The organism is Paenibacillus sp. FSL W8-0919 (assembly GCF_038003785.1).
GTDB lineage: Bacteria > Bacillota > Bacilli > Paenibacillales > Paenibacillaceae > Paenibacillus_AQ > Paenibacillus_AQ lactis.
In genome coordinates this window covers 6282215-6307849 of the sequence record NZ_JBBOPV010000001.1, presented here as the reverse complement: position 1 = coordinate 6307849, position 25635 = coordinate 6282215, and the positions used below count along the sequence as shown (strand labels likewise).

The 25635-nt window shown below is 52.4% G+C and carries 29 protein-coding genes; 22 read left to right on the top strand and 7 right to left on the bottom strand.

Going from position 1 to position 25635, the window contains the following annotated elements; all coding sequences use genetic code 11:
- Positions 1-255: 255 nt before the first annotated feature.
- Complete coding sequence (locus NST44_RS28640; RefSeq protein ID WP_050954052.1) at positions 256-744, top strand: Dps family protein; 489 nt, start codon at positions 256-258, stop codon at positions 742-744.
- Between the two features lie 224 nt (positions 745-968).
- A complete protein-coding gene (locus NST44_RS28635) occupies positions 969-1880 on the top strand; it encodes an EcsC family protein (RefSeq protein ID WP_007130818.1) in 912 nt (303 codons plus the stop codon).
- A gap of 177 nt (positions 1881-2057) precedes the next feature.
- On the opposite strand, the gene queF is transcribed toward NST44_RS28635, so the two are convergent.
- From queF to NST44_RS28605, 6 genes are all read right to left on the bottom strand, one after another.
- Complete coding sequence (queF, locus tag NST44_RS28630) at positions 2058-2555, bottom strand: preQ(1) synthase (RefSeq protein WP_007130817.1); 498 nt, start codon at positions 2553-2555, stop codon at positions 2058-2060.
- A gap of 78 nt (positions 2556-2633) precedes the next feature.
- Positions 2634-3428: a 7-carboxy-7-deazaguanine synthase QueE gene (gene queE, locus NST44_RS28625; RefSeq protein WP_007130816.1), complete on the bottom strand. Its 795-nt coding sequence runs from the start codon at positions 3426-3428 to the stop codon at positions 2634-2636.
- Positions 3421-3912 (bottom strand): 6-carboxytetrahydropterin synthase QueD, encoded by a 492-nt coding sequence (gene queD / locus NST44_RS28620; protein WP_007130815.1) that lies wholly within the window; start codon positions 3910-3912, stop codon positions 3421-3423. Before queD ends, queE begins: the two co-directional genes overlap by 8 nt.
- Entirely contained in the window at positions 3909-4589 is a 681-nt protein-coding gene (gene queC / locus NST44_RS28615; RefSeq protein ID WP_007130814.1) for a 7-cyano-7-deazaguanine synthase QueC, read from the bottom strand. Before queC ends, queD begins: the two co-directional genes overlap by 4 nt.
- 290 nt (positions 4590-4879) lie before the next feature.
- Complete coding sequence (locus tag NST44_RS28610; RefSeq protein ID WP_007130813.1) at positions 4880-5584, bottom strand: AIM24 family protein; 705 nt, start codon at positions 5582-5584, stop codon at positions 4880-4882.
- 38 nt (positions 5585-5622) lie between these two features.
- Entirely contained in the window at positions 5623-6051 is a 429-nt protein-coding gene (locus NST44_RS28605) for a hypothetical protein (RefSeq protein ID WP_028406447.1), read from the bottom strand.
- Between the two features lie 267 nt (positions 6052-6318).
- Here NST44_RS28605 and NST44_RS28600 point away from each other — a divergent pair, with 267 nt between their 5' ends.
- The 5 genes from NST44_RS28600 (at position 6319) to NST44_RS28580 (ending at position 12531) form a co-directional block, all read left to right on the top strand.
- A complete protein-coding gene (locus tag NST44_RS28600; RefSeq protein ID WP_007130810.1) occupies positions 6319-6474 on the top strand; it encodes a hypothetical protein in 156 nt (51 codons plus the stop codon).
- A gap of 224 nt (positions 6475-6698) precedes the next feature.
- Complete coding sequence (locus NST44_RS28595) at positions 6699-7439, top strand: hypothetical protein (RefSeq protein WP_100085240.1); 741 nt, start codon at positions 6699-6701, stop codon at positions 7437-7439.
- A 102-nt stretch (positions 7440-7541) separates the two neighbouring features.
- A complete protein-coding gene (locus tag NST44_RS28590; RefSeq protein ID WP_007130808.1) occupies positions 7542-7940 on the top strand; it encodes a helix-turn-helix transcriptional regulator in 399 nt (132 codons plus the stop codon).
- A gap of 353 nt (positions 7941-8293) precedes the next feature.
- A complete protein-coding gene (locus NST44_RS28585) occupies positions 8294-9232 on the top strand; it encodes a copper amine oxidase N-terminal domain-containing protein (protein ID WP_007130807.1) in 939 nt (312 codons plus the stop codon).
- A gap of 11 nt (positions 9233-9243) precedes the next feature.
- Positions 9244-12531, top strand: a complete 3288-nt coding sequence (locus NST44_RS28580) for a DUF5704 domain-containing protein (protein WP_445670722.1) — start codon at positions 9244-9246, stop codon at positions 12529-12531.
- A 147-nt stretch (positions 12532-12678) separates the two neighbouring features.
- On the opposite strand, the gene NST44_RS28575 is transcribed toward NST44_RS28580, so the two are convergent.
- Positions 12679-13788 (bottom strand): YheC/YheD family endospore coat-associated protein, encoded by a 1110-nt coding sequence (locus NST44_RS28575; RefSeq protein ID WP_007130805.1) that lies wholly within the window; start codon positions 13786-13788, stop codon positions 12679-12681.
- A 327-nt stretch (positions 13789-14115) separates the two neighbouring features.
- On the opposite strand from NST44_RS28575, the gene NST44_RS28570 reads away from it, so the two are divergent.
- From NST44_RS28570 to NST44_RS28500, 15 genes are all read left to right on the top strand, one after another.
- Positions 14116-15261: a glycosyltransferase family 4 protein gene (locus tag NST44_RS28570; protein ID WP_007130804.1), complete on the top strand. Its 1146-nt coding sequence runs from the start codon at positions 14116-14118 to the stop codon at positions 15259-15261.
- 281 nt (positions 15262-15542) lie between these two features.
- Complete coding sequence (locus NST44_RS28565; protein ID WP_213616045.1) at positions 15543-16118, top strand: WIAG-tail domain; 576 nt, start codon at positions 15543-15545, stop codon at positions 16116-16118.
- A gap of 182 nt (positions 16119-16300) precedes the next feature.
- Positions 16301-17158, top strand: coding sequence for a glycosyltransferase family 2 protein (locus NST44_RS28560; RefSeq protein WP_213616047.1), 858 nt, complete (start codon positions 16301-16303; stop codon positions 17156-17158).
- Between the two features lie 125 nt (positions 17159-17283).
- On the top strand, positions 17284-18225 hold the full coding sequence (locus NST44_RS28555; RefSeq protein ID WP_210095161.1) for a glycosyltransferase family 2 protein: 942 nt from the start codon (positions 17284-17286) through the stop codon (positions 18223-18225).
- Positions 18222-18983: a glycosyltransferase family 2 protein gene (locus NST44_RS28550; RefSeq protein WP_340901247.1), complete on the top strand. Its 762-nt coding sequence runs from the start codon at positions 18222-18224 to the stop codon at positions 18981-18983. Before NST44_RS28555 ends, NST44_RS28550 begins: the two co-directional genes overlap by 4 nt.
- Complete coding sequence (locus NST44_RS28545) at positions 18980-19711, top strand: sugar phosphate nucleotidyltransferase (RefSeq protein WP_340901246.1); 732 nt, start codon at positions 18980-18982, stop codon at positions 19709-19711. Before NST44_RS28550 ends, NST44_RS28545 begins: the two co-directional genes overlap by 4 nt.
- Complete coding sequence (locus NST44_RS28540) at positions 19708-20439, top strand: glycosyltransferase family A protein (protein ID WP_251537053.1); 732 nt, start codon at positions 19708-19710, stop codon at positions 20437-20439. Before NST44_RS28545 ends, NST44_RS28540 begins: the two co-directional genes overlap by 4 nt.
- A gap of 74 nt (positions 20440-20513) precedes the next feature.
- Entirely contained in the window at positions 20514-20858 is a 345-nt protein-coding gene (locus tag NST44_RS28535; protein ID WP_007128026.1) for a transposase, read from the top strand.
- Positions 20795-21688, top strand: a complete 894-nt coding sequence (locus tag NST44_RS28530; protein WP_138919311.1) for an IS3 family transposase — start codon at positions 20795-20797, stop codon at positions 21686-21688. The genes NST44_RS28535 and NST44_RS28530 overlap by 64 nt, the downstream gene beginning before the upstream one ends.
- Positions 21689-21864: 176 nt before the next feature.
- Positions 21865-22155, top strand: a complete 291-nt coding sequence (locus tag NST44_RS28525) for a nucleoside-diphosphate sugar epimerase (protein ID WP_251537052.1) — start codon at positions 21865-21867, stop codon at positions 22153-22155.
- Between the two features lie 37 nt (positions 22156-22192).
- On the top strand, positions 22193-22501 hold the full coding sequence (locus NST44_RS28520) for a hypothetical protein (RefSeq protein WP_007130796.1): 309 nt from the start codon (positions 22193-22195) through the stop codon (positions 22499-22501).
- The gene (locus NST44_RS28515; RefSeq protein WP_251537050.1) at positions 22501-22800 is read left to right on the top strand and encodes a hypothetical protein; all 300 of its coding nucleotides are present in this window, start codon (positions 22501-22503) and stop codon (positions 22798-22800) included. Before NST44_RS28520 ends, NST44_RS28515 begins: the two co-directional genes overlap by 1 nt.
- A 22-nt stretch (positions 22801-22822) precedes the next feature.
- Entirely contained in the window at positions 22823-23134 is a 312-nt protein-coding gene (locus NST44_RS28510) for a hypothetical protein (RefSeq protein WP_028406438.1), read from the top strand.
- Between the two features lie 206 nt (positions 23135-23340).
- A complete protein-coding gene (locus NST44_RS28505; RefSeq protein WP_007130793.1) occupies positions 23341-24411 on the top strand; it encodes a CgeB family protein in 1071 nt (356 codons plus the stop codon).
- A gap of 46 nt (positions 24412-24457) precedes the next feature.
- Positions 24458-25579: a CgeB family protein gene (locus NST44_RS28500; RefSeq protein ID WP_007130792.1), complete on the top strand. Its 1122-nt coding sequence runs from the start codon at positions 24458-24460 to the stop codon at positions 25577-25579.
- Positions 25580-25635 lie beyond the last annotated feature (56 nt).

The following is a 25635-nucleotide window of genomic DNA, read 5'->3' as shown; positions in this document are numbered from 1 at the left end:
CGTTTACAAATTAATAGATTTTTATGGATAAACCGCTCTCAGCACCCATCACCTGAAGAACAACATGATTCAATTCACAGCCGGCTCGGCAAGGAGCACTTATGATAGGGTATAAAAACAGAGAAAAATCTTCATCCTATCTTCATCTAAGAAATCGTGAATTGCTTTGCAAATAAGATGAAAATCTGATATTATAAAGACAAGGATTTAGAATAAGTCTAAATACAATATCAACTAAAGGAGACGATATAGATGATGAATACAAATACGAACGCGAATGTAAATTTGACTCAAAACCTGCAGGGTGAAAACGAGCTCCACAGCATCCTTAATATCCAAGTTGCGAACTGGAGCCTGCTGGGCGTAAAGCTGCACCATTACCACTGGTATGTGAAAGGGCCACAGTTTTACGTGCTGCATGAGAAGTTTGAGGAGCTGTATAACGCGGCAGCCGATTACGTGGACGAGCTGGCTGAGCGGCTGCTGGCCATCGGTGGCAAACCGGCAGCAAGCATGGCCCAGTATCTGCAGCTGACGACGCTTCAAGAAGCGAACGGTGAGAACAGCGCTGAAGAGATGGTGAGCCAGCTTATCGCTGATTATGAAACGATCGCAGCCGAGCTTAAGCAGGGGATCGCGGCAGCCGATGTAGCAGGTGACGATGCGACAGCCGACTTGTTCACGGGCATGATGACCGATATTCAGAAGCATGCCTGGATGTTGAACGCATTTTTGGGCAAATAAGCTGCGTATACAGGTTGCTTGATGTTCATTACATTTCGAAAAACATCGTAAAATGGCCATCCCAGATGGGATGGCTTTTTCGTATGATTAGCTGGCTATAATGGGGCTGCTCGATTTGGGCGATATCGTGCTGAGGCATCAGTTTTGAAAAATACTGCGCCGTTTTTACGTTTGATGCGTATATACTCCATAGTTAACGCTGAATTGAAGAGGAGATTGTGAACATGGCAGAAATGGAATCACGGCAAGTGTTGGAGTCACAGCTTCAAGAGATATTGGTGTGGGAAAAAGAACAGAAAGACGTGATGTTCTGGGAAAAGCTCGGCAGAATCCCCTTCATGCTTCTGGATCGGCTGACACCGAAGGCCGTGCGGAATAAAATCGGTGAGGCGCTTAACGATGTCGGCAGCTTTATCCAGACCGGAGGCCAGTATCTGGTGCGCGAGCAGTCCGTAATGAATCTGTTGGCCAAAACGGCGGGAGATGAGGGGACCGCTTCCAAGGAAGCCGAAGCGTGGGAGATCGAAGAAGAAACCGATCCTTCCCGTACGGGTGGCAACGCGGCGGATGGCTCAGGCGATCAGAAGCTGACCTTGACCGAGGCTTCTCGTTTGCCGCTGCAGGTGATGGATGCCGCGGCGGATATTTTGACGGCTAAACGGGTCAAATTTGCCGCAGCCCAAGGGGCAGCCACCGGGATCGGCGGCGTCTTTACGATTGCAGTCGATATTCCGATGGTGCTCGGACAGTCACTAAAGGTGCTTCAAGAGATGGCGCTATGCTACGGCTATGATCCGAACGATACCAGGGAGCGGGTGTTTATCGTGAAGTGCCTGCAGTTCGCTTCCGCCGATATAGTGGGCAAGAAGGCGGTGCTGGAGGAGCTCGCCAGCTTTGATGACGAGAAGGGGACGGATCAGGTATTCTCCCAGCTGCAGGGCTGGAGGGAAGTGATCCAGTCGTACACGGACAGCTTCGGAATGAAGAAGCTGTTCCAGCTTATTCCGATTGCCGGGATTGTATTCGGCTCGATCAACAACAAGGGCACCATCGGGGACGTGGCGGAAGCCGGAAAGATGCTCTACAAAAAACGTCGCCTGAACCACCGACTGCGCAATATGGAATATCCGCTGTAAGTTTTCAGCTAAGCCAGAAGAATGGGTGCAGATTGAGACTAAAAAGAGGGCCGCTCCGTAAATGGAGCGGCCCTTATGGATATGAATGCCTAGAGGTAAAGCATCGTATAAGAAGTGATAGATTGCTTGTAAATCTAACTTGTACCTGTACTTGTTACCAGTACAGGTAACTTGTATTTAACGGTTATCCACTTTTTCCGGATACAGATCATGATTCATGAGACGCTGTGCAGCCATTTCCTCGTATTTGGTTCCGGGACGGCCGTAGTTGCAGTACGGATCGATGGATATCCCGCCGCGCGGAGTGAATTTACCCCACACTTCAATATATCTCGGATCCATCAGCTTGATCAAATCGTTCATGATGATGTTGACGCAGTCCTCATGGAAATCGCCATGATTGCGGAAGCTGAACAGATACAGCTTCAGAGACTTGCTCTCCACCATTTTAATATCCGGAATGTAGCTGATGTAAATGGTGGCAAAGTCCGGTTGGCCCGTAATCGGACACAGGCTTGTAAACTCGGGGCAGTTGAATTTTACGAAGTAATCCCGATATGGATGCTTATTGTCGAAGCTTTCCAGGATGCCGGGATCATACTCGAAGGTATATTTCGTGCCTTGGTTGCCCAGCAGGGTAACCTCTTGCATTTCCTCTCTTTGTCTTCCAGCCATGAATGCATAACTCCTCTATATTATAATCGTTTTCTGTTCAGGTTCATTAGGCCATCAAGCGGTATGTCGGACAGCTGTCTAGACGCCGCGCTTATTGCCCCATACGAGCGTATGCAGCTGGGGAAGGACGCGCACGTCGTTGAGCCGATCGGATTGCATAACCGCATTCACCAGCCACTCGTATCGCTCCAGCAGGTAGCTGACATGGGAGGACGTATCACTTGTGCTGACATCCGGGTTGCCGGTTTGCAGGTAAAACGGGACATTCGGATATCGCTCATGCACCGTTTCGGCGTAAGCCAGATCGGTATCGTCGAATACGACCACCTTCAAGCTGAAGGAGCGGCCGGGCTGGCGCGCGGACAAGCGGGAGATCATGATGTCAAGCTTCTCCCAATCCGTCTCCATACCGGAGCTCGGCGGCTTCGGCGATATGGTGACTTCATCGATGTCGTTCAGCCAATCCTGCCAGCGGGAGCCTTGCGTCTCTACCGCAACGGTAATGCCGTGCCGGTGCAGCTCATCCACAAGGGAGCCTAATTGGGACAGCAGGGCGGGGTTGCCGCCCGAAAGGGTGACGTGGTCGAACCGTTCTCCCCCAAGACGATACAGCTCCTGCCATATTTCATCAGTGCTCATCTTGCGGATCGAATCTGCCGCCGATCCGTCCCACGTAAACGCGGAATCGCACCAGGCGCAGCGGTAATCACAGCCCGCCGTGCGGACGAACATCGTTTTTCGGCCAACGACCATCCCTTCGCCTTGTACGGTAGGGCCGAAAATTTCCATTACCGGAATGGGGCGGTCGACGGTTGCCGCAGCGAATGCGCCTCCGCTTGTGCCGGTCTCTGCCTTACTATGCTGATTATTCACCTAGCATCCACTCCCGTCTGACCTCGGCATAGCTGGTCGGTGTTTCGAACAAACGCACGAATTCGGTGCGCGTTCCCTGCTGCTCATGGGATGGCTTGGCGCTGAGGGCGGCTTCCATTTTCTCAAACAGCCATACGACCATATTCTCCGCCGTGGTGTTCATCGGAGGCAGCGTTTCGTTCAGATATCGATGGTCGAGATAAGGCTCGATCTCCGATTTCCATATGTCCTTAATTTCACCGAAATCAACGGTAATTCCGACTTCATCCGGAATGCCGCTGATGCCGAATACGACTTTATAGGTATGCCCGTGGAGGTTCTTGCATTTTCCTTCATAAGCATGCAGATGATGTGCTGCATCGAACGTAAATTCCTTGGAGACGAGCACGCGCTTCCGGTGGTAGCGCAGGCTGCCGGCATCGATATCCTCGCCGAGCTTCTGCAGCCGTTCAACGATCCGAAATGCTCCAGGCTCTCGGCTCATACCGTGCGCCCCCCTTCAACGCTCGCGTTCCTGCGGCTCAAATATTTATCCAACCCGGCTTTTCTCAGCTTGCAGGCAGGGCATTCTCCGCAGCCGTTGCCTTTAATGCCGTTATAGCAGGTCAGCGTGTGATCACGGATATATTCCAGGGCGTTCATCTGGTCTGCGAGCTCCCATGTTTCCGCTTTGTCCAGCCACATAAGCGGGGTGTGAATGACAAAAGGATAGTCCATGGCCAGATTCAGCGTCACATTGAGCGATTTGATAAAGCTGTCGCGGCAATCGGGATAGCCGCTGAAGTCCGTCTCGCATACGCCGGTTACGAGATGCTTGGCTCCGATTCCTTTCGCAAGGACGGCAGCGAAGCTTAGAAATAGCAGGTTCCGGCCCTCCACGAACGTGGTTGGCAAGCCTTGGTCGCCTTCCTTGATTTCAATATCGGTGCGTGTCAACGCATTGGGAGCCAGCTGGTTCAACAGGCTCATATCGAGCACGGTTTGCTTCACGCCTTGGTCTTTGGCGATCTGGGCGGCGCATTCGATCTCAAGCTTGTGGCGCTGGCCGTAATCGAAGGTGACCGTCTCCACCTCGGCAAAGCGTTCCTTCGCCCAGAACAGACAGGTGGTGCTGTCTTGGCCGCCGCTGAACACGACGACCGCTTTTTCATGTTTAAGCATAAAAAAACCTCTCATTCTTCATAGTTTTAGGGGAGCCCGAAGGCCGATCCCGTAGAAGAATAGAGAAGTTCTTGAACTGAATCCGCAAAAAAACAAGCCTTATTTTCACGGCAGCTTAAAAAAGATAATTCGATGCCGAATAAGACAATGTAGTTTTTTATAGAGGGAGTTCGCGAACCTCTCCCATACGCTTTGCAGCGTATGGACTTGTCTTCTGTTGTCACTAGCGGCCGCTAGCGGCTCTTGCGCTGCAGCCGGGTACTTATGCCCTACATTATAACACGGGGACATTATTTGATAAACACTCCGCCGAAGGGAATTGCTTCCCGTAAGAAGCGCTTGATAATCCCTTCATCGTTGAATTCGTCGACCAGCCGCTGGTTCTGCCGCCCGGCCTGAAACAGGACATATCCTTCTCCGGTAAGCTTCCAATGGTAATTCATATGCTGGCTTGCCAGGTGGTTACCGTATACGGTCAAATCCAGTTTGGCTCCTTCCGGATAGGCAATGATGCTGCCTGCATCGACGTATAGCGGCTCCGTAGGGTGCAGCTTCACCTTGCAGACCGGACCTTGGGTCAGGATGCCGATGCTGCCGCTGCCGGAAAACTTCATTTTAATGGCGTCCCGCGTAACGAGCATATTTTTAAATTTCAAAATACGGGTCTGCATTGTTACATTACTGGTATAGAAGAATACATGCCTGAAATCGTAGAGCATATCCTCCCCGCCTTCCAGCCGGATCTCATGCATGTTGAAGCCCGGAGGGAGGGCTGCCGTAAACTGGCTGGGACCGCTGATGTCGGCACGGATCAGCTTCTTCTTCCGGTATATCCCTTTCACGTTCATCAGACGGTCGCTTCGCCCGGTCGAGGGACCCCGGTACGCTACAATCTGATCGGGATGCAGCACATGGGCAATGTCGCCGTCGGCCAAGGAAAAGGTAACCGCTTGCCCGGCCCCGCCGCCGGACGTATCTTCCATTCGGATAATCACACGCCCACCTCCTTTATCAGTCTGACTGGCTGCTTTATTTAAAAGCGGTTCGTTCGGCGCATGCCGAATCGAAGGGCGCGTATCAGCAAAAAATATCCTGCAGCTAGCGCGGCCGCCGTAATCGCCAGGTTCTTCAGCCGTTCCGCTCCCCGCTTTCGGGCGGCTTCCGCTTCCTGCAGCTGGTTCACCATTTGCGTCAATTGCCGATTTTGCTCCGCTAGCTCCGCATTTTGCTGCTGGAGCTTTTCCGTATTCATCCGAGCTCGATCCAGCTCCTGCAAGGTTTGATTATAGCTGTCCTTCAGCTCGGTAACCTCTTGCGGCAATTCACGAAATTGCTGTATATTGTCGTACAAATTACTGATGTAGCCGGCGCTGGCCGTGCGGCCTCCGAGGGGAAGCGCGATCCCTGTCGCCAGTATTATCAAAGAAAGTCGGATCAGCTTAGATCGTGCAGACTTGTCCATGAGGGATCACCGTCCTTTGATATATAATAGTACATACGAAATGATAGAGGAACAAGTTTCCATAGTATCATTTACCCACTGGAGAGGCGGCGTTTCATCTCGGGCCGCCAGGATGTTTAATAGGCGGTTGAATCGGGTAAATAGATGTTGGCAAGCAGCGGCCAAGCATGCTCAGGCATGAAAGGCAGAATACGACAAGGAATAATAGACACGCTTTTGAACAAGATGACAAATTAATAGAATTTTCGAAATAAGGAGATTATGCATATGAATAACAATAACGTGAAAAAAATCATGATTACCGTAAACGGCAAACCGGTTGGAAACGGCCTGGTTATTGATAAAGTCACCTACGCGCCCGTCGGGCGTGCAGAGGAGGCCCGCAGTGAAGCGAGCAGGGCTGCGAGCACGGTGATTGGTTAAGCAGGTCATACAGCGACTACTTTTTTTTAGAAGGAGCTTTGGGTTCCCTGGGAGGAACGACAAGGCGGTTGCCGGTTATCTAATCGGTCCTGACAGAATCCATGACAAAGACTGCAGCGATAGAGGCTGCGGTCTTTTTTTGTCGAAAACATTTTTCGAACATACGTTCCGTGACAGTAAGATGTCCCTCTCTATTGGTACATTATTAGAAGAAGAGGAAAGAGGTGGATGTATTGCAGTCAGGGTTGTATTCGGATTTTTTATGGAGCCATAACCAGGTATCAGCTAGCGGCTGTAATCAAGTCTTTCTGCTGATCGAGTGGAGGGGTGGAGTCTTAGGGCCGAAATTGCCGGCAAAAGGTTCCAAACAGCTGCTCGCGGATCAAGTTCAGCTGCATCTCCAATTGGGTGAGCGCGTGCAGCTTGGTCGTATGTACGGATGCGAAGGCGAAATGCTGAATGACCGGAATCTCTCATTATCGCTGGGCACATTGTCCGAAGGAAAGGTAAGGCGGCTGGTGCTCGATCTGTCGGTCGGCCCCCGGCCGTCAGGTGTTTACCCCATTGTCACGATGCTGTGGACTTATCTGGATGTGATCAAACAAAAGATGGTGCTGCAGCCGTCTCGAACAATCCCCCTCCAGTTCAGCAACAGTACGGCATTAATAAAGCGGGGCGCCGATCATCGTGTGGAAAAGGCACTCAAATTGCTGCAGAATCCGATGATCGTGGAGCAAGCCAGACAGGAAATGCAGCGTGGAAAACTGGCCGAAGGGGAAGCGATTATTCTTAGACGGGCCGATGAAATGCTGCTGTACGCCGCACGTTTAGAGGATGCCGATTATTTAAAAGAAGCGGAGGCTTTGTATAGGTTAAGCACTTTGTATATGGATACATACCGTAAGTTCCGTTCCCGCATTGCGAAAAGACAAGGACTTAAGGCTTATTCTGATGCTAGTTATTAAGAATCTTTGTCCAAAAAAGGAAAAATGATATCAGGGTCGAATGTACTATTTTATAGTCATAAAATATACGTCTAATTTACTAGAGAGATAGGGAGAATGCATATGACAGACAGACTGATCCGACTAATGAGAATCATTACCCTTGTACAAGCAAGACCCGGAATTTTGGCGAGAGAGCTTGCGGAACGCTGCGGAACGAGTGAAAGAACCATCTATCGTGATATGGATGCGCTCAGCGCGATGCATATCCCCATTACCCACCAGGGGCGCGGGCGCGGATATACGTTTATCGGCCATTTTGCCATGTATCCGCTTGGTTTGACGGAAGAAGAGGTGCAGGCACTATTCAAGCTGATGCCCGTAATGGACAAAATCAAACCGCTGCTGCCCATAGAATTTGAAAGCGCTTATGAAAAAGTGCTGGCTGCCGTATATAAACAGAGTGCGGAAAAGGCCGAAATCCAGGCGGGGGACCGTGATGATTCCTCTGTCCAAGCCTAATTTTCGCAGACGAAATCGCACATCGTAAATGTGAAGCCCCGAATGAAGCACATGGAATTGGCATGTGACAGTCATTCGGGGTTTTTGTTGTTTAGGACTATAAACTCATTCTTCTTCAATGCGAATAGTGTCTTAAAGACTATAAAAGATAGGGATAATATACCAAATTATATGAATATATGATAAAATGACTACAATTTATCTCTAGGGATCAGAATCTGTCAATTGCTGATCCGGATGGGGATATAGCGGCATAACGTCCCTAAGCAAGGGCGTAGAAAGGAGATCCGTGCAAGGGATGCACGACATGCATAACTAGTTTTTGAGAAATGGAGAGGGGAGCAAGAAGATCGATGAAAAAAATCATTCTGACGATGTTGTTGAGTATGGTGGCATTATCCGTACTGGGAACTGATGGAGCAGAGGCCTCGAGCCCAAGACAGGTTGAAGTCCTATTGAACGCTAACAAGCTGAGCTTTCCGGATGCCAAGCCGTTCCAAGATAGCCAAGGCAGCGTCATGGTACCGATCCGGTTCGTCTCCGAAGCGCTCGGCGGGAAGATCAGCTACAGCAAGTCTGGAGGCAAGACGATCGTTGAAATTCGAAAGGGCGATGACCTTGTAAAAATGACCGTGGGCCAAACGAGCGCCCAGGTGAACGGGAAAGCGAAAGACTACGGGACGAAGGTGATCTTGAAACAAAACCGTACCTTTGTGCCGCTGCGGCTCGTAAGTGAAGGGCTGGGCGAAAAGGTGGAGTGGGATAAGGTTGGCCGGTGGGTCTGGATTGGTGAGAAAACATTCCGGAATACCGATGATGCGGAGTTTAAGCTGCGGCCGTTGAGTGATTTTAAGGCGTATATGAAGGCCAACATATTTTTTAATAAGGTCGCTTCAGATGAACCATACAATGGAATTAAAATCGTTCAGGCAAATCAGTTACCGATTAAGCTAGGTGATGGTGAGATTATTTATGATATTAGACTAGAAAATGTAAAGGGTATGGATTATATCGTTACTCGTAGTTCAGAGCGAAATACTCCGGTTTTTTTCATGGTTAAGGATGATTTTGTTAAGTTTAGATATGGGCTGGACAGTGCATTTGTAAACAATAAAGACGGGACAGCAACGAATTATTATCCGGTTACTAGCACTTCTGATGTCTTTCAAAATGGGAAGTACAATCAATATTATGATTGGACAAAATTCACATTGAGTAATGCAGATTATATTGCTTTTAGTACCCACCAACCGAAAGACTATCTTGTAGTTATCGTTAATCCTTTTAAATAAGGAGACGGATTATGCAGCTAAGGTACAGATTAAAGAAATTCATTCAGATATTTCTTTGTTTCATCACTCTCATGACCACGGTGTTCATCATTAACCCAGGTAGAGCAGAGGCCATCGGAGTTAATAGAATGTTTCAAGACCCACAGAACCCCAATAAATTTTATTTTGTGGGTATGGTCTACTATGAAACCTGGAGTAATGCTGCTGGTCAATGGATTACAAAGCCACCAGGTAGCCAAACTGATGTAGATGGATTTGACTATTTATTTGAATTTAATTCCTCTCGAAAAATAAAGGACATCCGGGTTAGTAAGTTCGATTATAACCGGGAGTATGGGGATGAAATCTTTCTTGCTTCCCGTTCCGTAGAAATGTCACAGAACCCAAAATCATATTATGTAAGGGCAACTTCGCCTATCTATTCGTTAACAAATCAACCTTGGTCAGGGAAAGGGACAAATATTGCTAATGTACCAGTTTATGTAATTCGTGCAATGTTAGAATCTGATTTACCTGTAGATAGAAAAAGGGAAGAGGAACAAAAAGGGCAACAATTTGCCCCTCTAGTACAAGGCTGGCGTTACTACTTCCCTACCTTATTCGAAATCGAGCTTGAACCGGCGGAAGGAAATGCGATTATTAAACACTACACCACTACAGGGAAACCGCTACATGGAGTCCCCGGTTTTTCAGACCGGGAGGAGAAGCTGGAGAAGGATAAGCCCTATGCTTTTACGCACACACCGGGCAATGCGGATTATACATACAAGGGGCATAAGAAGAGCACAATAGCTGCTCCGAGCGGCGGTCCAATTACGCCGGGGGATCCGTATCCGTTTACCTATGACGGGTCTTTCCCTACCTATTACCTGTACTTTTACTACGAACCAACCAGGGACACACCGCCCCCGCCTGACCCGTCAACCGGAGCCTGTACGGAGCCCGCTCCAGGGCAGACGATCAACGGACGGTATATGGACCCGGTGGTGACGGCGAAGATCCTGGCCGACCAGCGTGGCAGCGAACGCTTTGACGTGCTGCAGGGAATTCCGACCTCCGAGAGCTTATACGGCAATATTTTGGCTCGCAGCTATCTTGTTCAGAACACGTTTGTCAAAATGACCGGGGTATGCACATTTGAAGTGAATGTGGAGAAGAGCTGGACACTGCACTGGGATCCCGGCAAGCCCGGACCAAATGGACCGGACGGTAAGCCGACCACGGTACCGGATCCCCAGCAAGCGGAAGAGAAAGTGACGGAGCGATATACGGTTAAGCGTCCCTACTCCTATTGGGTGATCGACAACCTGGAAGTATACAGAATCAACCAAGGCCTGCTCCGAAATTATGCGCTCCCCGGCAATGAAATCCGCCTTGATCCGCAAGGCTATCAGCCGCCGCAGTATTCAACCAGCCAAACGGGTGCTTTCTATCCGCCTTCCCCGCCGGATCCGATCATAGCGCCGTCCGGCTCCTACGGAGGCAGCTCTTACAAGAGCAAGCCATCCCCGCCTAGCGAAAATCTGCAAAGCATCGCAGAGGCCGGCGTGGATCGAGTGGAGGTCGCCAATGACTCCCTCATTTTTAACGGAGCAACGATTATGGACAGCCGCCGGACTGTGGAGAGCGGTCCCACGCCGGGAAGCATTCCCGAGCCGCCTCAGATCCGCGAGAACGTGCTGTACAAGCCCGGCAACATGATTAGCAGCGATAAGGCCAATCGGGCGAATACAACAAGCGCCGGTACAATCGCGTATGGCCTGCTGCCGGGGAGCATAAATGGAGGCAGCGACAAGGAGTTCCCGATTTACGGTATCAATACGGTCACCGTTCATACTCCCGTGGTCAACTATTCCTCCGTAACGGATGATCGGGCTCATAATCAAAAGACGGTGCCGAATCCGGACCGGTCTGCCTTTATTTTGGACAGACCGTTTACGGTACGCATCCCGACGTCCGGACAGCATCGCAATATTCCGGGTTACGGAAATCGGGATTATGCCAAGTATGTAAGAGCGAAGCAGGTCTATTTTCCGTTTGATGTGTACAGCGGTGATAAGCGGACGTTCTACCCGAAAAATACGTGGATCACGATCCCGACAGCCCAGCTCGATACGGAATTTTTCCTGCCGGTCTGGGTTGATGAAGGGGATTATCAGGTGTATTTCCGTACGATTGCTGAGAATGCGCCGCCCGATTATACGACGCAGCCGGGCGCAAATATGGATCTGATCCACCATGCAGCCACAGACATCGAGCCGGTAGAGGTGATCGGGCGGATGTATGATTTTCATATTACCGATATCGCGGATTATAACTGGGAGGGGGTCTTTCGCAAACAGAAGGGGAGCGCCGTTCCAAGCGGTGTCTCCTATTGGACGGGACTTCGGGATATCGATGGGGGAGTCCGGGGGAATACCGCTCCATACATGCTCCCAATCGCGCCAGGGAAGCATCCGGCTAAAGGGTATAACAATGCCGCCGTGAAGACGGGCTACCATTTCAAATTCGATTTGAAGACCAAGGGCAATATGTCCGGTGCCGCAGACGGGATCGCGATCACGCCTAGCTTTTATTTTGTGGGCAAGGATGGAACGGGACGGCAGGAGGTGGATCTGTACTACCACAGCGGAGACCGAAAGTTTATACGAATCGGCTCCCCTGAGGACAAGGAGAAGCGATATGTCATTCTGAACGAGCGGCTTCGAAATGTTCCGATAGCAGAGCTTCGGGATACAGCCGACCATCTGTACCGTCAAGGCGGGGCCTCAGCCGGCATGCCTGCTGAAGCGTTCACCAAGCAGTATATCGAGAAGCTTAGCAAATCCAAGACCTGGGTTGGCCGGTATGACTGGCTTCTGCTTTCGTCAGGGGTTCGTACGTTGATCGGGCCGAAAGCAGGGCTGCCGATAACGGTGGATGCCGGGCGAGCCAACGCTGCAATCCAGCGGTGGTATGGGGAATACAGCATTCCCTCTGATGTATATGTCGTCAAGAAAGGAACGAATATTGCAGAGCACGGTCGAACCCGGCGATTGGACGAAAAGTCCGATATTTTTCTGAAAAAAGGATATATCATCGTTCGGTTTAACCTCGAATCGATCCGGGATGGCAACACGGCAAGGCCGCATCTGCAGTATATTCATGCTCCGCTGATGAACCAATGGAGGCTGGAGGGGTACGCAAGTTCTTATACCGATCCCTACGGGCACCGATTCAGCCTGCTCGATGGCGATGTCGTATTCTATCATGGCGACAAATCCAGTAAGGGGGACTTCCTTTCCAGGGTACCGCATTAATGTCTTTACGGCTGTTTTGCTGCAACCTGGCTTGGAGCGTCATTCAAAGACGGGCCAATCAAGCTTCGAAATGCTTGATTGGCCCGTTTTTTCCTTTGTGCCTGCGGTCCATCTAATCGCAGCAGACTTGATCTCAAAAGTGTTCGACTAGTAATCGGGCCATGCCTGGTGATCATATAGATAACGGGCGAAGGCCATCGGATTGCGGTAAGCGGTTCTCCACGCTTCCTCCATCCCTGCCTCCAAAAATCCGTAGCGCTGATCACATCCGTTGCATTCGATGAAATATAGCTTCCCATCCGCAGTAATTCCGATGTCGAGACCGAAGTCCGCTGCATACGGTATAAACAGGGACAGCACGCGGGCGATATGAAGGGAAAATTCCGTGATTCGTTTCATCATGAGCGGAACCGGCAGGTCTGGCAGGCTGTTCTGCAGGATATACGGGACCTGGTAAGCCGATCCGCCCTGGGCGATGTTCGAGACAAATGTGCGCGGCGGCGAGGTCTTGGCGAACATGCCCGCTACCTCCCAGGCTCCGCTGCCTCCCCGCTGAACGGTGACGCGGATGTCGAAAGGGCGTCCCTTATACTCGGCCAGCGGAATGCGTTCCTGGGCAAGAAAGGGAGCCCGCCGGATTCGCTGAAAGATCAGCGGATGCAGATTTCCGGCTGCAAGCTTCACGGTTCGCCAGCCCTTCGCTGAAGGAGAGGAGCGGGAGTAGGTGAGCAAGCTGCCCCCCGGCGGACTGCTTCGCAACCGCATGATCCCTACGCCTACGCTGCCGCTGCAGGGCTTCAGGACCAGGTCGCCATACTCGTGAAGCATCGTTCGAATGGAGGCAGCGGTAGCTTTTACCGTATGCGGCAGGGCAGGTGTGACCTCTGGGTCCTGCTCCAGCATACGATGTATAGCATCCTTGCCGTACCGGGTGCGGCCGTTGTATACGAAGAATCCGCGCTGGATAAGATCTTCGATCTGGGATCGTTCCCGCCGATGGGAATAAATGGCCCGCATATGAATCGCCCGTGGAATCGGAATACGCACGCGTGTATATCCGTACGGCCGCTTCGGCATAAATCCGGTGACCTCTCCGGTTTCAAGCGAAATATGGCGGATGGTAAAAAAACAAGGAACCAGTCCGTATATGGCAGCTGCTTCTTCATAGTTGCTCAGTGATTCGGTACCGATTCTCCCGCTGGAAATTCTGCGATACGTGCTGTTGTTAAGCAGAATGCCGACAAATTCCGGATGCATGGTCATCCTCCTTGCTGCCACAAATCTTTGTAGTTTTTTCGTATCTCATCGTATGCATAGGAAAGTTTGTCCCGGATGGACGGGTGTCGTGCATGGTTGGCCTATTCTTTCAGGTGAGCATGTTCGCTTCCCTATGGGACGGGGGAGACGGCACATCGGATACGGTGAAAATCAGGCACCGGAGGAGAGCATGGCCGGAATATTGATTTATGAATCGTATCAAATTCTATACACCGAACGGGTTGCCGCGAAATTATGAATTTCGGGAATCCAATGGGGTGGATATGGAAATTTTTAATAGATATGCTGCGAGAAGGATGTGAAGATATGAGTTTACGGAAGGTGGCGGTCGTGACGCCGGGGTCTTTTGTCATTCCATCAGGAAGGAGCAGTTCCGTGGAGCGGGTCGTCGAACAGATCATTCCTTTAGCTCAAGAGGCGATGGACGTCCGAATCTATGGTGTGGTGGGCAAAGGACTGCCTGTTAAAGACACGATTGGAGGAGTGCCGTGCTACCGCCTGCCGGCCGGTGCCAGCTACTATTCCTCCCTGCTGCGAAGACTTCAGAAGTGGAGACCCGACATCATTGAAGTGCACAATCGTCCGCTTCTGGCCCAGCGTCTGAAGATGCATCTTCCGGATATCAAAATCGTGCTGAATCTTCATTCGAATACCTTCATCTCCCCGCCTTATATAAGCCGGCAGCGATTTGGGAGCATCGCCCGCTGGATGGACGGAATTGTCGTCAACAGCCGGTTTTTGCTGGAGGAAATAACCTCGCTATACCCATGGCTCCATGAGAAAATGACGATCAATCATCTCGGTGTCCGCCTCGAGCATTTCACTCCGCCGTTCAGTCCGGCGGCCAAAGCGCTGAAAGAGGGGAGGCTGGCGCACTTTGGCTGGAGCGGACGTCGTATTGTTATGTTTGCCGGACGGCTCATTCCGGACAAAGGCGTTCACCATCTCATCGCAGCATTGCCCCAATTGGTCGAAAGACATCCGAATGTCCTGCTTCTTATTGTCGGAAGCGCGGCTTACGGATCCGACCGGGAAACCGCTTATGTCCGGGAGCTGAAGCAAGCGGCAAGGCCATATCAGAAGTGGGTGCATTTTCGCCCCTTTGTTCCGTATCCGGCTATCGCGGACTGGTACTCGCTGGCGGATGTCGTTGTCGTCCCGTCCGCTCCAAGGGAGGCGTTCGGACTCGTGAACGTAGAAGCGATGGCAGCCGGTGTGCCGGTCATTGCCGCAAGTGCAGGAGGTATACCGGAAATCGTTGAAAACGGCGTTACGGGATATTTGGTCAAAGGGGATGAACTGCAGACCGGACTCGTTGAACAGATTGACCGTCTGCTGAAGAACGAGGAGCTGCGCATTCGGCTCGGGATGGCTGGCCGTGAAGCGGTCCGCCAGCGCTTTAGATGGGACCATACCGCGGAGCGCTGGGTTCGGCTGATGCAGACGATCTGAGTCCGACAATTTGAAGCAACCGGGACAAAGAAATCCGCAATCTTAACGGTTTATATTTATACGATCTACAATCGATCATGGATGCCTGCCCTTTTTACGGAATCCTCATAATCGGGCCGGCTCGGAATGGATACTAGTACACCGGCTGCAAGTAAGCCGGGGTGCTCTAGCTTATAGCCCGGGAAATAACATGTCTGCATGCAAAACCCGGGTGCAGTGGCAGGAGCCCTCCTTCCCGAATAGGATGAATGTAACGATTAGAGCAGAGGAGAGAGCCGACAGTGAACAAAGCCAGAAGGATTACGAGAGGGAGAGGGATACGCCCTTGCCGGCGATATTCCGGACGTCTCCGGACATCCGCCTTCAGGGGAAAAACAACGGCCGGAGCCGATCGGGCAGACGGCGACTCGGATTATGCTTTGGCCGAGGATACGATCAGCGCTTCCCATCTTAAGCATCGGAGTGTGCGAAGCGAAGCCATCGAAGATTATTCCGTGTACAGCATTCATCTGTCTCCTGAATCGATTACATCCTCCAAGATCGCGTTAAACTCCGTGGAATTAGAGCATCTGAATTTTAATCCTGTGCAGGGAGCGGCGGAACGGCCGGTGATGCAGCAGTTCGGTCAAATACCGTTCATATTCCCGGAAGGCGCCACGGAAATGGATGTATCCGTAACACTGCAGGCCTTTTACCCGGATGGAAATTATGTGATGGTCGTTTCATGCAATGACCCGGCATTCCAGGCGGGCGTTCGCGCAAAAAATGAACTGCAGGCGGTTGTAGGAATTACAAGACCCCAAGACAGCCTCGCAGGTGAAGGGTGGCTGTCCTGGATTGCCATCGGCTTGAAGTAGGCAGAGCATAACGGTCAGCAGGGCTGGAGGCGACTCCAGCCCTTTTGTATGCATCCAGGATTCACGAGGTAAGTCAAGCAGAGATGACTGTACATATGCCGTTACGGTGCCGGATGTCTTACATACAATAGCATAGATTGCCGAGGAGAAAAGAGACCCCTTTGCGGAGGAGGAATACGATCATGCGTCACGTGCAGCGGTTAAGACCAAGAAGATCAAGGGTCCGGCGCCCTTCCGCGCCGCAGGTCCCGGAGACGGCGCCGGTAAGGCTGACCTACCGTTTCTTTGAACCGCTGATCCCCAAGCAGAACCATCCGGAACCGTTGGTATCGGTCATTATCCCGGCTATGAATGAAGCCGGCAAGATTGCCGCCGTGATCGCCGAAGCGAGGGCCGTCCATCCGGCAACGGAGGTTATCGTTGTCGCGAATGGTTGCAGGGACCATACGGAAATGGCAGCGGAGCGTATGGGAGCGAAGGTTTTGGCTTTTGCCGACCCGCTGGGCAACGATGTGGGAAGAAGCGTGGGCGCACAGGCGGCCAAGGGCCAAATCTTACTGTTTACGGATAGCGATATGGTGATTCCTTCTAGCGAATTGAAGCCATTTGTGCATGCGGTGCAATCCGGAGTCGATGTGGCGTTAAACGATTATACGGGTCCTACTGACCGATCGCTGGTGCACCGGGTCATTCTTGCGAAGTATACATTAAATTCCATGCTGGGCAGGCCCGATCTGCGGGGAGCATCCATGACCGCTGTTCCGCATGCCATAAGCCGACGTGCCCTGCAGACGATCGGAGCCGAGATCCTGTCCGTGCCGCCGAAGGCTCAGGCTGCGGCGGTGTGCAGGGAATTGCGCGTCGAGGCAGTGCATCGGGTAGAGGTCGGCAGGTTGAACCCGGGTCGGGCTGCCGGAGGAGATCCGCTCGAGAAGCTTGTGCTGGGCGATCATCTGGAGGCATTGGCTGCATTGGTGGTGGAGCGCGGTGTGCGCGGAGGATTTCATGATGGAGAACGAAGACGGAGCATGGTGAGGTGACGAGTGTGAAAAGGCACGGCCCCAAAGCATCAGCGCTAATCCGCCGGCGTGGCCGGAGGCGTCCGGGAAGAAGCTTAGTACGGAACGCAGGCTTACGTTCCCTGCGGAACGGCAGGTGGGGGAGGATGGCAGTGACGGCCGGCCGCTTGGCGGGAAGAAGGGGAGGCGCCGCAGCCGCCGCGTTCGGGCAGTGGCTGGCATCGGCCGCATTGCCTGCCGGACAGCTGTTTCGCCTGCTGCCCGGCGTTGCGGAATCCTTCCGCCGCGGCTTCGTCCGAAGCTCCGGCAGCCAGATTCCCTCCCCTCTAATGCCGCCTCTGGCAGGACGTCCTTCGGTGGTTGTATCCGCCTGCAACGAGGCGGGTTCGCTGCCGGCGGTATTGAGGGAGCTCAAGCGGCTTCCCTTCCATGAAATCATTGTGGTAGTGAACGGAAGCCAAGACGGCAGCTTTGCTGCAGCGCGTTCCTTCGACGGTGTGATCGTCGTTCATATCGCCGAGCGGCTTGGGCATGATGTGGCGCGTGGAATCGGAGCGAAGCTGAGTACGGGAGATTTCGTTTTGTTTATAGATGGAGATATGCCGGTGTCCGCTCATTTACTGTCCGCCTTTTTGGTGGCGGCAGATCGGGGCGTGGACGTGGCACTCAATGATATTATGCCTCTCTTGCCTGCGTTTGACCGGCAGGATGAGGTCACCCGCTGCAAGACCTTTCTTAACCGGATGATGGGACGTGATGATCTGGAGGCGAATTCGATGACCGCTGTCCCCCATGCCCTGTCAAGAAGGGCGATCGAGATGATCGGATACGATAATCTTGCCGTACCGCCGAAAGCGCAGACGCTTGCCATCCGGGCAGGGCTTCGAATCCAGGCGGTTCAAACGGTAGATGTGCTCAGCGTCAACCGTAGACGAACGTTGAACCGAGGCAGGGATAATCCGGTAGCCCGGCTGATCATTGGGGATCATATCGAGGCCCTGATGGAAGCCATGAAGAGTGCCGGCACCCGCCTGCAATGGGGACAGGTGTCCCGGGACGAATTCGCAATACGGAGGAACGGCATATGAGCGGACTGACGAGCATTATTATTCCAACGTATAACGGGCTTCATCTTCTTCGGACATGTGTGGAGCATATCCGCGCTTATACCAACGTGCCCTACGAAATAATCGTGGTGGATAACGGTTCCCGTGACGGCACAGCTGCATATTGTATTCGTGAGAAGCTGCTGCTTGTATCCCTGCCGGATAACGCAGGGTTTCCCGTCGCCTGCAATCGCGGTTTGAGGATCGCCTCCGGCGACAATTTGCTCTTGCTGAATAACGATTGCTTTGCCTCGCCGCGCTGGCTGTCCTATATGCTGGATGCGCTGTACAGCAGGGAGGACATCGGGATTGTGGGACCAGTAACGAATTACGCCAGCGGCATCCAGCAGGTGAAGGTCGGATACAGCGATTTAGCGGGCTTTATTCGTGAGGCCGAGTCCTGGAATGTGCCGGACCCCGCAAAGTGGAAGGAAGTCCACCGCATCGTCGGGTTATGTTACTTGTTTAAACGTACGGTGATGGATCGTATCGGCCTGTTGGATGAGATGTATTCCCCGGGACATTACGAGGATGATGATTACTGCTACCGTGCCCGCCTGGCTGGCTTCAAGCTGCTGGTAGCCGGTAATGTGCTGGTCCATCATGAAGGAAGCGCTAGCTTCCGAAACCGGTACCCCGGAGGGTTCCAAGAGTTGGTGGAGCGGAACCGCAAGCGGTTTGTAGATAAATGGAAAGTGGATCCGTTACAGTTCATCGAGGAGAGAGGTGACGCATCATGAAGGGGGTATTGCTGGCTGGAGGAAACGGAACCCGTCTTCATCCGCTAACGAAATATATGAATAAGCACCTGCTTCCGGTAGGCAGGCATCCGATGATCGCATACGGCATTCACAAGCTCCATCAAGCCGGTATCGAGGATATCATGCTGATTACCGGCTCCAAATCGGTTGGATTATATGCAGAGTATTTGGAGAACGGCCGGGATTTTGGCGTGAACCTGACCTACCGAGTCCAGGAGCAGGCTGGCGGGATTGCGGAAGCACTGGAGCTGGCGCGAGGTTATATCCTGCCTGGGGAAAAGTTTGTCGTTCTGCTGGGCGATAATCTGTTTCAAGATGAGTTGAAGCCGTTCATCCAGAAATATATGGGGCAGCCGCCGGGCACGGCGATGGTGCTGCTTAGCCCGACGGATCGCCCGCATAGATATGGCGTGCCCGTATTTGCCGAGGACGGGAGCGGAAAGCTGCTCTTCATCGAGGAGAAACCGATTAATCCCCGCAGCCGCCAAGCGGTGACCGGAATCTATATGTATGATGATGCGGTGTTTGACATCATTCGCCGGATCCATCCTTCGGAGAGAGGCGAATTGGAGATCACGGATGTCAACAACCTGTACGCAGCAGACGGCAAGCTGATGTATGACATCCTGCAGCAGTGGTGGTGTGATGCCGGCACCTTTGAGTCATTACAGGAGGCGGCGGCTCATATGAAGGATGTTCTGCCATGAACAGACGCCGAACTGCACGCATAGCATTCCACCCTGTGGAGGAGAGAGGGGCGGCTTCCGGCGATTACCGCGCCGGTTATCAAGCGGGATATGCACTAGGGTATCAGCTCGGCCGGGAAGACAGCGGAACGGTATTCGAGGGACCGAGCATCATTATTCCCGCCCGTCCCCACGACGATGCGGTGATTCGCATCATCCAGCAAATCGAGGCGGCAACGCCCCACCCTTACGAGGTGCTTATTGCAGATGCCGGTGCGTCGGTTTCCAGCAGGCGGTATTTTCACGACCGAAGCGGAGCGCTCCGGCATATTAAAGGCAGTCAGGGGGAGAACCTGGTTCAAGTGGTCAATCGGGCGATGAAGGTATCGCTCGGCGAGTACATTGCCGTGTTGACCGATTCTGCCCCCGTCTGCGACAACTGGATCGGTGAAATGCTCTTTGAGCTTGAGCATCATCCGGAAGCGAAGGTTGTATGTGCTGCATCCCGAGCCTTGAGTCCCCCGTTTGACCAGGCTCAAGAGCAGTCCGCATTTCAAGAGGAACAGACGGTTAGGGACAGGATCGGCTGCGTGCTGTTCCGGAGGAAGCTGCCGGCCGAAATCGGATGGTGGGACGCGGGCACAATGACGGTGGAGGAGCATCTGCAGAAGTGGCTTGATCGGCTAGAAAAGACGCAGCGCATCTTCCGACCCGATATTTTCAATGAGAACAAAACGGCCGCTACGTGATTCTGATATTATCCCCTTTAAGTAGACAGTGTGTAAAAAGCGCATTAAAGTCTACTTTGGAGGGGATTTTTTCCATGGGCGAAATAAGAAAGACATATGACATCGAATTTAAGCGCAAGGCTGTTGCGATGTTCCTGGAGGAAGGTCTTGGCTACAAGACGGTAGCCAAGACCTTGGGCATCGATGATAGGATGGTTCGAAGATGGGTGGCTCACTACGAGCGAGAAGGAATTGAGGGTCTCAAGGAAAAAAGAGGCACCTCGACGGGTTCGAAGAACGGGAGACCGAAGAAGGCCAAAACCTTGGAGGAAGAAGTCCTGCGGCTGCGAGCGGAGAATGCCTTGCTAAAAAAGCTATGGGAACTGCAAAGGGGGCAAGAGCAAAGCGACGTCAAACCTACCAAGCCATCGAAGCGCTAACTAGCAACTACCCCGTGGCCTTGCTGTGTGAACTGGCAGGTATCGCTCGAAGTAGTTACTACAAATGGGCAGCCAGAAAGAATAATCCAACGCCCAAACAGATCGATGAGCAGGCTCTGAAAGAGAAGATTCTAGAGTGCCATACTCAGCTAAAGGGCATTTACGGATACCCACGGATTCGTGTCTGGCTAAAGAAAACCTTTGGCTTGAACGTCAACCATAAGCGTGTGTACCGGCTGATGAAAGAACTGGGGATTCGTGCGCGCATTAGGCGAAGGAAGCCATACTTTGGCCGTCGGGAGGCAGGGATTACCTCAACCAATGTACTGAATCGGGATTTTAACGCCACGGCACCCAATACGAAATGGGTCACCGATGTGACCTATCTGCCAATCGGCTCTCGCTTTCTGTACCTGTCGGTTATTTTTGACCTGTATAACAACGAGGTGGTTGCCTTTCGGATCGGACGCCACAACAATTTAAAGCTTGTGCTGGAGACCGTACAAGCAGCTGTACATAAACGCAAAGTAGCCAACCTGCTGCTCCACAGCGACCAGGGCTTCCAGTATACTCACAAGGAGTACCATGCTTTTTTGAAGCGTAAGAAAATTAAAGTGAGTATGTCGCGTAAGGGAAACTGCTGGGATAACGCTTGTATCGAGAGCTTCTTTGGACACCTGAAGTCAGAATGTCTTCGACTCGACACTTTCTCGACCGAGGAAGAGCTCGTAAAGGCAATTGAACGATATATCCATTTTTACAACCATGAACGTTTTCAACAAAAACTAAACAACCTTAGTCCGGTTGAGTACCGAACTAGGGTTGCTTAAGGCTGCTTTTTTAGGCTGTCTACTTGACAGGGTTAAGTTCATTCCGGCGGCTTTTTTGTGTTCCGGCAAGCTGTAGCACGTGCCCGAAAAGGATGCGGGGGATGAAGGGGTTTGGCACAGGGAATCTCTTCTCCGCATATGCTGGAGGGTAGATGAGAGTGAAGGAGTGTACTGACATGGAAAGCCGGATCGATGATATGCTTGCGCATCTCTCGCATTCTCAGCAGCAGTTGGCTCGGATTCTGGAGGCGCAGCGCCATTCTGCTGTTCGCATGGCTCAAATTATATATGCATTGCCTGAATATGAATTTCGAGTGGCTGATGGAGCGCGGTCTTCCGGCGGTCAGGCGGAGCAAATCAACCGCAGCATCGTAGCCTACCTGAACGCGATGGCTGATTTGCAGCAGACTGCAGCGGATAACCTGGAGATCGTGCTGAAAGAGCTTCGTGAGCAAGAGGAAGAATAACCGGTCCTATACCGGATGACAAGGGCGGGAAAATAAAGTGAGCAAAGAAGAGTCTTTGATGCGTATGCTGGATGCAGCTGTCGCTATTCAGCGGGAGACCTCTTTGATACTGGAGGGGAAGGCCGTTGAAGCGGAAAAAGTCCGTGAATGGGTCGTTTCGCAGGAGCCCTCTGCCATGAATGGCTTGAAGGAAACCCTGACCATTCACGAGCAAATCGTGGAGCAGATTGAGGGGCTGACAAGGATCGGATCCGGACTATGCCGGAATTTGCGGATCGCCATCGGTACGGAGGAGCGGAGTGCCGGCGGAGGGTTTGATGAATTTGAATTTGGAGATTCCGATTAATGATTACGCGCACTCACCGTGAACAAGCGGCGAGGGTTGCGATTGTCTCGTCGATTGCGAGAAGCCAGGAGGCCCTTGCCGGTATATTGGAGAGCATTGCCGATATTTCTGCCCATTCCGATCTGACTGCGCGAACGCTAGCGGAGAATATCAGGCTTCTGACCGCCTACCAATCGGTGATGACAGAGATGCTGACCGGCATATCGCTGAACCGGACGAAGACGGGAAATCCGACGTCGCCCTGGCTTGCGGACGGATGCTCGGCAAGCCCGAATGAGAACATCGCAAGAATGAATTGAAGCGGGACAGGAGGCTATTGAAATGAAAATAAAGATTTCCGCCGTGCGAAAGAGAGGGAGAATTCGGCCGGCCGGCAGCAGAAGGTCATTTCCCGGCATGCATCGTCTGAAGGTGGTTCAAGGCCCAAGGCGCCGTCGCCGGGCCAAATCCGGACTATCCAGACGCCGGGGAGCTCGTGGAGGCTACCGTTTGAGAAGGGTAGGACGTGTATATCCGGCTTCTTCCCAAGCCTATAATCAAGGCTACAGCCAAGCCTATGATGAAGGCTTCAAAGCCGGATTCGCGAAAGGCTATGAAGACGGTCTGGCAGCCCCTCCTCCTCCAATCTCATGAAGGAGCTGCTCCAAGCGGTTCTCATGGAACATACCCATCCATGAGAACCGCTTTTTGGTTGGGACAAGCTTGATGCATTACGGGCATGTGCCAATTTCTTGGCATTAGTGGACAATCGTCCATGATGCATCCGTCCTCCCGGCATATAGTTATATGAACCTGAGCAAATCTCACAAAAGACAGGGTGAAAAGCCGTGAGTTTAGCGATGCGTAAAGGTCAGAAGGAAGGCTATCAGGCCGGCTATAACGAAGGCTACCGCGTTGGAGGATATCGCGCGCTTATAGAGCGCATTCCGCCTGCGGCGCCGCCATTTTTCGATGCAAGAATTTTGTATATTCCCCAAGGGTTTGAATCGATTGACGAAGGGATCACGAAGGCGCTTGGCGGCATGGTCCGTGAATGCATCGTCGGGCGCCCCGAAACCTTGCTGGAAACAACGCTGTCGGTAAAACCGGACTTGATTCTGGTGATGAACGGCCTGCATGTATTTCCGGAGCATTTCCGTGAATCGTTGGACCAAGTGCGTCAGCAGGGCTTTCGAACAGCGATCTGGTTCGTGGATGACCCCTACTTCACGGATGAAACGCCCGAACTGTCCCGGCACTTTGACGTCGTGTTCACGCATGAGCTCAGCTGCGTTCAACTGTATCAAAGCGTTGGAGCGCAGGAGGTGCATTATATGCCGCTCGCCGTTCACCCGGAGCTGTTTGCCCCGACCATGGCAGGACCCGCCTATCAGTCGGATATTTGCTTTATCGGCAACGCCTTCCGCAACCGCGCCGCCTTATTCGATGAGCTGGCTCCGTTTTTGGCCGGTAAGCGTGTGCGCATTATCGGCGGTTTTTGGGAGAGGCTGGCCCGTTACAAGGAGCTGTCGCCTTTTGTGTACAGCGGATTCATTCCGGCAGCCGAAACCGTTAAATTCTACAACGGGGCGAAGATCGTGATCAATCTGCACCGCCCAAGCGAAAGAGGGAGCGACAATCGCAACATTATGAATCTGCAAGGACGTTCGATCAACCCGCGGACGTTTGAAATCAATGCTTGCGGAACACTGCAGCTGACGGACATCCGCGAGGATTTAACCATGTACTATACACCCGGCGTCGACATTGAAACCTTCGGTTCTGTCGAGGAGCTGAAGCAGAAGATTTCCTATTATCTTGCCAACGAGGATCACCGCCGGAGCATAGCCATGCGTGCGGTTGCCTCTACGATGTCTAAGCATACCTATGCGCACAGGCTTCCCGAGCTGCTGGGAAAAATCCCGTTATGAACGGTCGCGTGTGTCGGAAAACACAAAAACGTTAGGAGTGAAGCGGATGCCCAGAATGTTTGCCGCAGGCCCGAAACGGGCTGCTGCCGATGCCTACGAGCAAGGGCGCAGCTCCGGCTTGCAACAGGGTTATATGGATGGATATTTCCGTGGAAAGTCGCAAGGAATCGTGAATCGGGTGTTGTACGCCCCTACGCTGCGGAATCTGCATGTATTATTTGTCAGCTCGGGTAAAGGCTTCCCGTACTCTCCGATCGATGAGGCGATTATTGCAACTCTGCATACGATGGTTTCGCAAGTGACCGTATCGGATGCGAAGCAGGATGTGGCGGCCGAGGCTAGCCGGACCCGACCGGACCTCGTGCTGGTGCTGGACGGGATGTATATGCCTGTGGAGCAGATGGACGCCATCCGGTCGATGGGGCTGCGGACCGCCGTTTGGATGACGGATGATCCGTACTACACGGATATATCGGTCGGCTGGATTCATCACTATGATTATATATTTACGCTGGAGCTGAACTGCGTAGCACATTATCAGAATTTGGGGTGTGCACAGGTTCACTATTTGCCGTTCGGCGCCTTCCCGCTCCATTACCGCCCCATCGCCATGCCGGCGGCAGCGAGCCGGGACATCGGATTCGTCGGCACGGCTTATCCGAAGCGGATCCGTTTTTTCGAGCCGATCATGGATCAGCTGATGCGGCATCGTACCTTCATCAGCGGCAACTGGTGGGAACGGCTCCCGGGTTACGCCAGATTCAGCAACAGGATCGAGGTCAATAAGTGGATGGGCCCTGCGGAGACCGCAGACGTCTACAACAGCGCCAAAATCATCATTAATCTGCACCGGGCTGTCGATGACGATGATATCAATCAGAACAGTGGCCGAATTCCTGCCGCATCGCCGAATCCGCGCACGTTCGAGATCAACGCTTGCGGAACGCTGCAGCTAGTCGACGAGCGAGAGGACTTGGCGCGTTTTTATACGCCGGGCATCGAGATTGAGACGTACCGTTCGCAAAGTGAGCTGCTGGAGAAGATCGAATATTATCTTGCGAACGATCAGCATCGAAAAGACATTGCGCACCGCGCGTTGGAGAGAACGTATGGGGAGCATACCTATGCGCACCGTCTGAATACGCTGCTCTCGGTCATCTTTCCTTAAGGGCATGAAGCCATAAATAGTTGAATGCTGGAGGAACAAGTGTCGTTACGGTATCT